The 3,897-nt window shown below is 47.9% G+C and carries 4 protein-coding genes; all 4 read right to left on the reverse strand.

Annotated features, from left to right (window positions below; translation table 11 throughout):
• A partial coding sequence (gene ispD, locus PGX78_RS06670; protein WP_270446028.1) for a 2-C-methyl-D-erythritol 4-phosphate cytidylyltransferase occupies positions 1-640 on the reverse strand: 640 nt, incomplete at its 3' end.
• A gap of 6 nt (positions 641-646) precedes the next feature.
• Entirely contained in the window at positions 647-1,819 is a 1,173-nt protein-coding gene (locus tag PGX78_RS06675) for a PIN/TRAM domain-containing protein (RefSeq protein WP_270446031.1), read from the reverse strand.
• Positions 1,820-2,081: 262 nt separating this feature from the next.
• Positions 2,082-2,597 (reverse strand): cysteine hydrolase family protein, encoded by a 516-nt coding sequence (locus PGX78_RS06680; protein ID WP_270446033.1) that lies wholly within the window; start codon positions 2,595-2,597, stop codon positions 2,082-2,084.
• Between the two features lie 46 nt (positions 2,598-2,643).
• A partial coding sequence (radA, locus tag PGX78_RS06685) for a DNA repair protein RadA (RefSeq protein ID WP_270446035.1) occupies positions 2,644-3,897 on the reverse strand: 1,254 nt, incomplete at its 5' end.

Consider the following 3,897-nt stretch of genomic DNA (forward strand, 5'->3'; position numbering starts at 1 on the left):
GCTCGTCGCCGTTTAACACGACAATAGAACCCCCGCAGGCCTCGACCAACGAGGCATCATCCGTACCGCTGAACCCCTGTTCTTTCGCATATTCATGAGCCTTTTTCAAAACCGAACGGCGAAAAACCTGCGGTGTTTGCACGGCAATAAGACGACTACGGTCCAAGGTTTTCAGCTGTTGAGGTTCCGTCGTTTCCGTATCTTCCCGAAGCTTCACCGTGTCCTTTACAGGCACGGCATAAACGGCCGCATCGGCTCGTTCCATGACGGAGACGGCATTATCAAACCACTCGGGCCCGGCCATAGGACGAGACCCGTCGTGAACCATGACGATGTCGCAATCTTCGGCAGTCAATAAGAGACCGTTATATACGGAATCTTCCCGCTCGGCACCGCCGATAGCATATTTCACGGGAATAGACGGTTTTAAAGTCCTTACCACCGCTTCCACGTCTTTACGATCCCGTTCGGACACGACAATAACCGTCTCGGACACGCATTTAGCCGCAAAGAGATTGGTCAGCGTATGTTCCAGGACGATTTTTCCGCAGAGGGGATAAAAAAGTTTATTTCGTTCATAACCGAATCGTCGTCCCGATCCGGCAGCAACTACAATAACAGATACTTTCAAGCACTCCACCTGTTTCTAATCAGATACTTTGACAAAAATCATACGTCCCGCCGAAGTTTGCAAGACGGAAGTTACGGTAACGGGGACGGACATGCCGATATACTTTTGTCCGTTTTCCACGACAATCATCGTACCGTCCTCCAAGTAAGCGATACCTTGATTTTCTTCCTTACCGGCTTTGACGATAAGAACGGTCATTTCTTCGCCGGGAACACGTGCCGGCTTCATGGCATTGGCCAAGTCGTTAATGTTAAGAACCACGACACCTTGTAATTCTGCTACCTTATTCAAATTGTAGTCATTGGTGATGACCTTGGCCTTAAGATCCCGGCCGAGGCGCACCAGTTTTGAGTCTACGCCCTGAATATCGTCAAAGTCGTCATTAATAATGCGCACATCTACGTGACCGTCCTCTTGCATTTGTTTCAAAATATCCAAGCCGCGCCGACCTTTCGTCCGTTTTAATAAGTCTGCCGAGTCGGCAATGAGTTGAAGCTCTTCCAGCACGAAGACGGGCACGAGGAGCGGTCCTTCTAAAAAACCCGTAGCACACAACTCGGCAATTCGTCCGTCAATGATGGAACTCGTATCCAACAGCTTGGTACTTTCCGTCTTTTTTACAGATCTCTCTTTGGATTGTCTGCCTAAGCGAAAGTTAGCCAACAAGCCGGAGACTTCCGCTTTTTTATGCACGGCAATGCTCATTCCGGCATAACCGAAAACAAGGTTGAAGACAATAGGACCGTAAGCCCCGATAATGGGGAGCCGGGAGAAGGCGAATCCGATTAAATTAGCAATTATAAGTCCAATAAGCAAGCCCACGGTTCCGGCAAGAAGGTCCTGTCCCGAAAGAGATCCCAGACTGAATTCGATACGGTGAATAGCCGCCCAAATAAGGCGCAAAATAAAGTGAGATAAAATATACCCGACAACGGCTCCGACCAAAGCCCCGACTACATATGTGATAACTGTCAGGACTGTCAGACTGAAAAATCCCGTTGCCTCGCCTTCCAACTCGGCACTGAAAAAGGGCGTCGTAATGAGTTCATCGGCCAAGACAACAAAGATAATGGCCACTACGAGGACAATGAGCCAACGCATGAGCGTATCAGCCAGTTTATGTACCTTCACGCGACGTGCCTTACCCGCTTCCCGTTCAGCAGTGGAAGAACGTTGATCATCAGACATACTACGTCACCTCCCGCAAAAAATCCCTAATCTTTTAAAACTGTTTAATTATATCATGTATCCATGTCGCTTTCCAGGTAACCCATGGGTACAAAGCCTATAAAAATCCTTTATTTACACATTCATATACAAAGAGGGCAATTATTCCTATTTCTTATAATTCCTTCGTATCGGTTAATAAAAAATACATTCTCATGCAAAAATAAGACAGCGTAAGCTGTCTTATTTCTCTATATGCGGATCGTCATTTCTGTTACGAAAATCAGCGAATTTTTACTTGACACATTTGCATTGTTTTCAAAGCCGCTTCGTGACTTTCGGGAGTCACACCGGCACAGCAGGAAGATACGACGGATACAGTTTTTTCGGGATAAAAGGCTTTCAGCATAAGGGCATTGGAAACAACACAAATATCCGTGCACAATCCCATGAGTTCGATTTCATCATAATCGGCTAAAAGAGCCGGTAAATCCTTAGAACCGAACGCCGGCTTTTCCACAACCGCCACAGCCGACTTCACGTACGGCTGCAAGGTGTCGATAATCTGCCAGCCCTTAGTCCCTTGAATGCAATGTTCGACAGGCAGATTCTTTCCTTCTTGAGTTTTTAGATAGTTTTTACCGTGAGTATCCATCGTAAAAACCAAAGACGCACCGGCTTTTTGAGCCGCTTCAACCTCATTCTCCACATGCGGGACTATCTTTTGGGCTTCCGTCGTTCCCAAGCTTCCGTCAACGAAGTCGTTTTGCATATCGATAACTACTACTGCTTTGTTCATATGGCCATCTCCCGTATTTTAGTATCTTACGTGCCGCACCTCTTTGCTAGGTCTTAAAAGCTTTTTCAATCGCTTCTTTTACCGTCTTTACGCAAAAAACATCATACTTTTTTACATCTATATCATCCCTGTTGCCTTCAGGAATGATAAATCGTTTAAAGCCCAACTTGGCCGCTTCCTGAATTCGTCTTCGTGCATGAGGTACTCTTCTGATATCACCGGTTAAGCCGATTTCCCCCATGACGACCGTTTCCGCATGAACGGGCAAATCTCGAAAAGACGATACGACAGACAGAGCCACAGGAAGATCGGCTGCCGTTTCGGACATCTTCAAACCGCCGGCCACGTTGATATATACATCTTGAGTCGACAGGTTGATACCCGCCCGTTTTTCCAATACGGCTAAAAGCAAGATCAACCGATTGTAATCCATGCCTACAACAGTCCGCCTGGGCACGGCAAAAACGGAGCGCGACGTAAGAGCCTGAATCTCACCCATAAGGGGCCGCATACCGTCCATGACAGCGGCAACGGTAGAACCGGCCTGACCGGCCGAACGTTCGGCCAGTAAAAGTGCCGATGGATTGATCAGTTCTTCCAAGCCGCCTTCGGTCATGGTAAAGAGTCCCGTTTCATTAGTCGAGCCGAAACGGTTTTTCATACTGCGAAGAACGCGAAACTGATAATGCCGTTCTCCTTCCAAGTATAAGACCGTATCCACCAAATGTTCCATTAATCGAGGTCCCGCAATGGCACCTTCTTTCGTAACATGGCCGATAACAATGACGGAAATGCCCGTGGACTTGGCAAAACTCATGAGCTTATTCGTTCCTTCACGGACTTGAGTCTGACTTCCCGGAGCCCCGTCACAGTCACTCGTATACATGGTCTGAATGGAATCGACGATGAGCAGTCCGACATTTCTCGTCCTTGCTTCGTTTAAGACCGAATCCAAATAGGTGTCGGCCTGAACAAAGAGTCCGTCGACGTTAATATTTAAACGTTCGGCTCTCATTTTAATTTGTCCGGCCGACTCTTCGCCCGATGCATACAATACCGTACCGGCTTTCCGACTTACGGCCGCCGCCGTTTGTAAAACCAACGTAGACTTGCCGATACCCGGGTCGCCGCTCAGAAGAATCAAGGCCCCGGGTACAATGCCACCGCCCAAAACCGTATCCAATTCGTCAATTCCCGTTTGCAAACGACTCATTGATTCCATACGTACAGACTTCAATAACTCAGGTTCCGTGCCTTCGCTTCGTACCGAGGAAGCCACTCCTTTGGGAGCTTGCGGAAC

The organism is Megasphaera sp. AF13-6AC (assembly GCF_027685385.1).
GTDB lineage: Bacteria > Bacillota > Negativicutes > Veillonellales > Megasphaeraceae > Megasphaera > Megasphaera micronuciformis.

Coding starts and splice junctions, on each gene's coding strand:
- PGX78_RS06680 (WP_270446033.1), bottom strand. CDS start 2,597: ATGAACAAAGCAGTAGTAGTTATCGATATGCAAAACGACTTCGTTGAC.
- PGX78_RS06675 (WP_270446031.1), bottom strand. CDS start 1,819: ATGTCTGATGATCAACGTTCTTCCACTGCTGAACGGGAAGCGGGTAAG.